Origin of the sequence: Pediococcus damnosus (assembly GCF_001437255.1) — a bacterium.
Taxonomy (GTDB): domain Bacteria; phylum Bacillota; class Bacilli; order Lactobacillales; family Lactobacillaceae; genus Pediococcus; species Pediococcus damnosus.
In genome coordinates this window covers 22,268-29,062 of sequence record NZ_JQBD01000018.1, presented here as the reverse complement: position 1 = coordinate 29,062, position 6,795 = coordinate 22,268, and the positions used below count along the sequence as shown (strand labels likewise).

Annotated in this window: 6 protein-coding genes and 1 pseudogene; 2 read left to right on the top strand and 5 right to left on the bottom strand. The window is 39.1% G+C overall.

The genetic code is table 11. The annotated features are described in order from the left end of the window. Positions 1-92 precede the first annotated feature (92 nt). A pseudogene (locus IV84_RS11410) lies at positions 93-227 on the bottom strand (helix-turn-helix domain-containing protein); the annotation flags it as partial. 308 nt (positions 228-535) lie between these two features. Next, the gene (locus tag IV84_RS03965; RefSeq protein WP_046870575.1) at positions 536-1,966 is read right to left on the bottom strand and encodes a C69 family dipeptidase; all 1,431 of its coding nucleotides are present in this window, start codon (positions 1,964-1,966) and stop codon (positions 536-538) included. A 102-nt stretch (positions 1,967-2,068) separates the two neighbouring features. Between IV84_RS03965 and IV84_RS03960 the strand changes: the two genes are divergently transcribed. Beyond that, positions 2,069-2,275 (top strand): 2-hydroxymuconate tautomerase, encoded by a 207-nt coding sequence (locus tag IV84_RS03960; protein ID WP_080945593.1) that lies wholly within the window; start codon positions 2,069-2,071, stop codon positions 2,273-2,275. A 54-nt stretch (positions 2,276-2,329) separates the two neighbouring features. On the opposite strand, the gene IV84_RS03955 is transcribed toward IV84_RS03960, so the two are convergent. Further along, positions 2,330-3,142, bottom strand: a complete 813-nt coding sequence (locus IV84_RS03955; protein WP_046872538.1) for a Cof-type HAD-IIB family hydrolase — start codon at positions 3,140-3,142, stop codon at positions 2,330-2,332. A 102-nt stretch (positions 3,143-3,244) separates the two neighbouring features. On the opposite strand from IV84_RS03955, the gene IV84_RS03950 reads away from it, so the two are divergent. Further along, complete coding sequence (locus IV84_RS03950; protein ID WP_046872537.1) at positions 3,245-4,600, top strand: RsmF rRNA methyltransferase first C-terminal domain-containing protein; 1,356 nt, start codon at positions 3,245-3,247, stop codon at positions 4,598-4,600. Between the two features lie 54 nt (positions 4,601-4,654). Here IV84_RS03950 and fni read toward each other — a convergent pair whose 3' ends face one another. Both fni and IV84_RS03940 read right to left on the bottom strand, forming a co-directional pair. Next, a complete protein-coding gene (gene fni, locus IV84_RS03945; protein WP_046871783.1) occupies positions 4,655-5,695 on the bottom strand; it encodes a type 2 isopentenyl-diphosphate Delta-isomerase in 1,041 nt (346 codons plus the stop codon). Between the two features lie 12 nt (positions 5,696-5,707). Then, the gene (locus tag IV84_RS03940; RefSeq protein ID WP_056986135.1) at positions 5,708-6,784 is read right to left on the bottom strand and encodes a phosphomevalonate kinase; all 1,077 of its coding nucleotides are present in this window, start codon (positions 6,782-6,784) and stop codon (positions 5,708-5,710) included. Positions 6,785-6,795: the final 11 nt, after the last annotated feature.

The window sequence follows — 6,795 nt, the reverse complement described above, 5'->3', positions numbered from 1 at the left end:
TTTCCTACATTTTACGGGTGCCTTTTACAACCGGCATCAGCATAGTAGTTAGTGAAAAATAAGTAGTTAGTATCGCGTTGTTTAACCGTTCCGCGATGTAATTCACGGCTAATCGTACTAGGACTTCTGTGAAGCTCTCTAGCGATTTCACGAACGGGAACATTTTGGCGATTTAAAGTTTGGATCATACCTCTTTCTTCGGGTTTTAGTTGTTGATAAACAGACATAGTGCTATTCTTGGTTTGGGTCATGGAGACTCCTTTCTTGAGCTTAGTCACTTTAAGTCTAGGTCTCCATGGCCTATTTTGTCTATTTTTGGTCTAGCTGATCAGGTGTTGCACTTGAATTGTAAATTCGGCTGGTATTTTTAAATGAAACTTTAAAAAAAGACTACTGCATTCGCCATGTTATTGGTGGAAGCAGTAGTTTTTTTATCAGCTTAACTTTTTCAATTTGGTTTTTGTCTCACAAATATTTTTTTGAAGAATCAAGAGATAGCTTAAAAAACAAGGTTGATAACCATTTAAAGATTAAGTTATAAGTTCATATCTTGTTTAAAGTTTAGTGGTGATAAATCAGTCATTTTTGTGATTAGTTGGGCCGTCAATTGTTGCATGGCTTGCAGACCTAGATCTGCATTTTGGTTGCTTTGACTAGTTAAATAATTTTCCAGTTGTTTGCCCTCAAGTTTGCGGGCCATTTTATCACTGATCTGCAAATTTTGATTGAGTTGCTGACTAACTTTATTTTGGACATCTTCAAGTAAGGAGCCAAAGTCTAAATAGTTGGTATCTACCAGAACACCAGCCTGCTTGTAAATCCAGTAGGCAGAGTCAGGTTGGAAAGTTTTGTTGCCACGCTTGTAACTGGCAGGGGTGTCTTTAATGCCTGCGTAAAACGGAATATAAAGGCTCTGAGCAGCAACACCCATAGCCAGCCAATGAATTCCAGCAATTTCTGTTGGTAGGGTTGGCCGAATTTGCAAAATATGTGATTCTTGCGTTTTAGCTAAACTGATTGGTCGATATTGAGTTCGTTCTCGAGAGTTGCCAACGCCAATTGGATCAAAGGGAGTTCCTTGAAAATGGGAACTTAAAATCTGTTTGGCATCAGCTACTTGAATTAGTTTTTCGGCATGACAAATGAAAGGCAATTCATGGCTTTGAGGTTGCTGCTCTGTGTGAGGGTTCAATAGCTTTTGCCCGTACCAAACCCGCGGATTATTGTAAAATTCATCGGACAGATCATTAGTTCCAAAAATATTTCGGAAGTTAAAGCCACTAGTTTGTGTGTTTAAATGATTTTGGGCAACGAACTCAGTCAAACCTGGAACGGTCATGAAGTTATCGTCATCATCAAAATCAATTTCTTGAATTGAAAGCTGATTGGCCACGACTGCATAGGCATCATCAGGAATTCGTTGAGCCACCCATTGATGACCAGCAGCAGTTTCCATATACCAGACTTCAGTTTGATCGGAAAAGAGAATGCCATTTGTTTCAGACGTTCCGTACTTTTCGACAATGTTTCCTAAATAAGCGACGCCTTCACGAGCAGTTTTGATATAGGGCAATGTAACGGTGACCATTGCTTCTTCGCCAATCCCATTTTCTACAAGGGGATCGGCACCCAACGCTTGGTTATTTGTATAAGCACTTTCAGTGGCACTCATTGCAACGCCATATTCGTTGATGCCATCTTCTTCAAATAAGCCGAATTTATCGGTCCATTCGGGAGTTGCCGTGTATTTAGCGGAAATTTTAGGAAGGTTAAGTGTGAAGCCATTATCCGTAGATTTAAAGATTTGCGGTTCAGAATATTCATGATGGGGGTGGACTACAAAATGTTTGGGCCAGGCAGCTTGTGAGTCTTCATTTCGGCCAATTAAAGTAGAACCATCGGTGGTTGCCAAACGGCCAGCTAGAAAACTAGTGCAGGCTGAATAGGGATTGGATTGATTTGTCATTAAATTTCCTCCTCGAAAAATACGTTTATATATATGACTCTCATTTTAGCATAAAATATTATTTGAAATTTATGGAAAAGATTGCGACAATGGATAAAACAAATGAGGAGGTATCATAATATGCCATTAGTACATATTGATTTGATTGAAGGGCGTTCTACTGATCAGTTACGCAACTTAGTGAAAGATGTTACCAGTGCTGTATCGAAGAACACTGGGGCTCCTGCTGAACATATTCACATTGTGTTAAACGAAATGCGTCCAGACCGTTATAGTGACGGCGGTATTTTGAGAAGTGATGAAAAATAAATTGCCTATCTAAAAAGGAGTGACCGTCGCGGGTTACTCCTTTTTAAACAAAATTTAATTAGCTAAATACAAATAATTTTCTAGATATCTTGCCAGACCGTCATGATCATTATCAAACTCAGTAACGTCATTAGCAATCCCTTTGATGATGGGTGTTGCATTTTGCATGGCAACCCCACGACCGACATAATCTAGCATTTCAGCATCATTATGCTCATCCCCAAAGGCAATAATATTTTGACGATCAATATGATATTGGTGAGCAATATAAGCCACAGCTTTAGCCTTTTGAATACCTTTTGAGACAACCTCTAAGACACTGTTAGGACCACCCCAAACACCAATATCGACTTGGGCGCCATAGTTATGCATCACAATGTTTCGCACAACCTGTTCTTGATGAGGGGCCACAAAAAGGATCATGGAGGTAGGATTTCTTTTGAGTGAATTTCGGGAAAGATGCTGATTCTGATTCAAAGTAGTTGGAAAGAAATCTAGAGATGATGGGGGTAAATGATCAGCCAAATAAGTATGTTTACCTTCAGCAGCGATCATTTCTAATTGTAATTTTTTTCGATTAGCCATCATATCAAAAACAATCGCTTTATTGATGGTTCGTTTATACTCACCAGCCCAATGTTGATGGGGAATATGAGTTAGAGCACCGTTAAAATTAACCATGGGCGTCTTTAATTGCAACTGGTCATAAATATTCTCAGAAATTCGGTAAGGACGTCCAGTTACAATACTTACTATATGACCGGCAGCACTTGCCTTTTTAATTACTTGAATTGTTTTTGGGGAAACTTGATTTTGATTATTAAGGGTGGTTCCGTCAAGATCGATTGTGATTAATTTTTGTGGCATGTTATTCAACTCCAATAAGCTTTATAATAAAAGTAATGTATCTTAATTTAAACTAACATAGATTTAAGATGGATGCTATCAATTTTAGAAATGAGTGGAATTATGCAATTACCAGAAGCTTTTGTTCAAAAGTATACAAAACTATTAAAAGATGAAGCTCCAGCTTTTTTTCAGGCTTTAAATGGTGAGCCAACTAGAGGTTTTCGAGTAAATCCTTTAAAAAATAAGATTCAACCAACTGATCATGATACGACTGACCCGGTTCCTTATTGTCAGTTTGGTTATTATGGAGCTGTAAGTGGGAAAACAATTGATCATCAAAGCGGGCTGATTTATAGTCAAGAACCCAGTGCCATGTATGTAGGTGAGGTAGCCCATCCTAAACCTGGTGATCGCGTTTTAGATCTTTGCGCAGCTCCAGGTGGGAAAACAACTCATTTAGCAAGTTATATGGATCAGGCGGGTCTGTTGGTTTCAAATGAAATTAATCGAAAACGAGCTGGAATTTTAGCTGAAAATGTGGAGAGATTTGGTCTACAAAATACAATTGTGACAAACGAGTCTCCAAATAGTTTGGAAAAACATTTTCCGGAATTTTTTGATGTCGTAGTTGTTGACGCGCCCTGTTCTGGGGAGGGAATGTTTCGTAAGGATCACGAAGCGGTACAATATTGGACACTTGAATATCCACTATCTTGCGCTAGTCGGCAAAGAAAAATCTTAAAGAGTGCATTGTCAATGTTGAGGCCTGGTGGCCGTTTGATTTATTCAACATGTACATTTGCACCCGAGGAAGACGAACAGAATATGGCTTGGTTGTTACAAGAATATTCAGATTTAAAACTTTTACCAATCAAAAAGTATCCGGGAATGACAGATGGTCGTCCTGAGTGGGCGGATGGTAATTCTGAATTGACTAAGACCCTCAGAATATTTCCTCATCAAATGCGAGGGGAAGGCCATTTTATCGCTCAGTTACAAAAGCAAGTTACAGATTCTGAGATTAAAGAGCCTAAGCCGCAGAAGAGTAATGTGACGAGACCACAACGACAGGATTGGCATAAAGTTGCTGATCAATTGTTGTCAATTAAGATTGATGATTCTCGTTTGTTGGCATTTGGCGATCATTTGTATGCAATGCCAGCTGGCTTACCAGATCTTACCAAATTACAGGTAACACGGCCAGGAGTCAATCTTGGGGTGTTTAAGAAAAATCGGTTTGAACCCGCATTACCTTTAGCTTTGGCATTTCAACCAAAAGATTTTCAGAACCCAGTTTCAATTACTGAAACACAATGGGCAGACTATGTTCACGGTGATACATTTACCATCTCAGAAATAGCTAATGGCTGGCATGTTTTAACTTGCCATAAATTAACGATTGGTTTTGGAAAAGTGGTTAATGGCGTAGTTAAGAACTTTTATCCTAAAAAACTACGCTTTAGTGTCAATAAATAAATTTAAAATTAAGAAAAAAAGCGTCAGACAAATGTTGTCTGGCGCTCTTTCGAGTTAGAAGAGTTTAATTTGACGCTGCTCACAATAGTGACTTAGTGAGGTATCAAAAATAAGATTTTTAAAGTTTAATTGTTGAATGGTTTGGACACCCTGAATCGTTAATAAATCTTTGAGTTGCGACTGCCAGCTGGTAATGAGGGTAATGGTATCGTCCTCACCATTTCTTAAGAGCGAATGCAGAATAGCACCAGCAACACCAACCATATTAGCACCTAAAGCAAAACTTTTAACCATGTCCAAAGGTGTTCGAATGCCACCGCAGGCAAAGATTTTTAACTCATTTTGAAGTGCTTGTGATTCTAACAAGGATTCCACCGTTGTTAATCCAATATCCTGTAAATAGCTATAGGCTTTATCATGGCGGCGAGCATTTTCGATCTTGGCAAAATTTGTTCCACCACGGCCAGCAACGTTTATAAACTGAACTCCAACGGAATTAAGTTTTTGCATTGTTTCTCTAGTCATACCGAAGCCGACTTCTTTAACGATAACGGGGACGGAAACATGTTGGACAATTTCACCAATATTTTGTAACCAATTAAAGGCCCGGTCACCTTCAGGCATGATTATCTCCTGAATAGCATTTACATGAACTTCAAGAAGATCGGCTTGAATCATATCAACAGCCTTTTGTGCCTCAGTAGGTGAATGATTAGCACCAATATTTGCGAGGATCAACCCATTGGGATTAATCTGACGAACAACTTGAAAAGTGTCTTGTAATCTGGGTTCCCGAATTGCAATACTTTGTGAACCCACAGCCATAGGCAGGTGAGTTGCTTTTGCAATTCTGGCTAAACTGGCATTCAGTTTACCAGTATAGTCACTTCCACCAGTCATTGCCTCAATATAAAAAGGGTAATCTGTAACGATTCCCCCGATTTGGCTTTTTAAGCTGACTTGTTTTTGACTGATCTCTGGAAGTGTATTCGGTAACAAACGAACTTGTTGAAATCCAGCTGTGGATTGCGTTTGGTAGAAGTGTTCTGCTAAAGAAACATGTTCATCTTTTCGGTGAGATTGAATATCTTTCATAGGTTGCTCTCCTTAAAGTTCGGTCACATTATGCACATTGAAGTTTAATTGTTTGATTCCCTTTTTTTGCCATGTGGTTAATAACGTTTCTGTTGGGCGATTTTGATCGATTAAAACGATTCCACAATCACCGCCACCAGCGCCAGAACTTTTAGCAGCTCCACCGGCTGTTTCGGCATCATTAATCATTTCTTTCAACGTTGGCGTCTCAATTAAAACGTTACTAAAGTCGCTAAGCTTCTTTAAAACTTTTCGGTTAATTCGTAATTGATTTTGAATGACGGTAATTGATTGATCATGAAATCCCTTGATCATTTCTTTAAGACAAGCTTTACTTTCTTTAAGAAAGACTTGGTACTCGCGATGGTCTTTTACTTTGCCCATTGCCACTTTATCAACTAAATGGGAAGTGGAAGCGGGGGAGCCCGTCCAACCAATCATGAGTTTAAGACCTGCGGGAGGTGTCAAAAGTTCGATATCAAGACCAGGCCATTTTTTCTCTAATAAATCCATTAACGTGGTCTGTCGTCGTTGGACAGCGAGCCAGTCACGATTAAAGGAGTGATAGGCAATCCAACCACCATAGACACTGGCTGCAATATCACCCAATGATCCGTTTCCTTGAACATCAAAGTGGGCAATTGCAGATAACTTAAAGAGAATATCTTTAGTTAATGGTAGATGGTAAAATTTCGCCAATGCTTTAATTGTCGCAACGGTAACTGCTGCAGAACTGCCCAAACCGTATTTTTTACCATCTGCACTGTCAAGGTCGCTATTGATGTATAAATTATAGAGGCCGAGATCTTTGTGAAGGTTGCTTGCATATTCTTCAGTGATCGCAATCGCCGAAAGAATGTAATGGAATGGATTATCACGATTATCAAAAACCATTTTAGAACCTTCGCGTCGCCAAATAATAGAATTCTCATGGTATTGTTCAGAAACGATCCGACCAATATTTTTAGTTTTTTCAATTGACGCTGAAACAAATTGGTTTAGCGCCACAATAATCGCTGGATATCCTGACTCTACAACCGCATATTCTCCTGCGATATAGAGTTTTCCAGGTGCTTTCACCGTAATCAATGGATCATGTC

Bases quoted from the DNA above. Each gene is read 5' to 3' on its own strand.
- IV84_RS03965 (WP_046870575.1), bottom strand. From the start codon at position 1,966: ATGACAAATCAATCCAATCCCTATTCAGCCTGCACTAGTTTTCTAGCT.
- IV84_RS03960 (WP_080945593.1), top strand. From the start codon at position 2,069: ATGAGGAGGTATCATAATATGCCATTAGTACATATTGATTTGATTGAA.
- IV84_RS03955 (WP_046872538.1), bottom strand. From the start codon at position 3,142: ATGCCACAAAAATTAATCACAATCGATCTTGACGGAACCACCCTTAAT.
- IV84_RS03950 (WP_046872537.1), top strand. From the start codon at position 3,245: ATGCAATTACCAGAAGCTTTTGTTCAAAAGTATACAAAACTATTAAAA.
- fni (WP_046871783.1), bottom strand. From the start codon at position 5,695: ATGAAAGATATTCAATCTCACCGAAAAGATGAACATGTTTCTTTAGCA.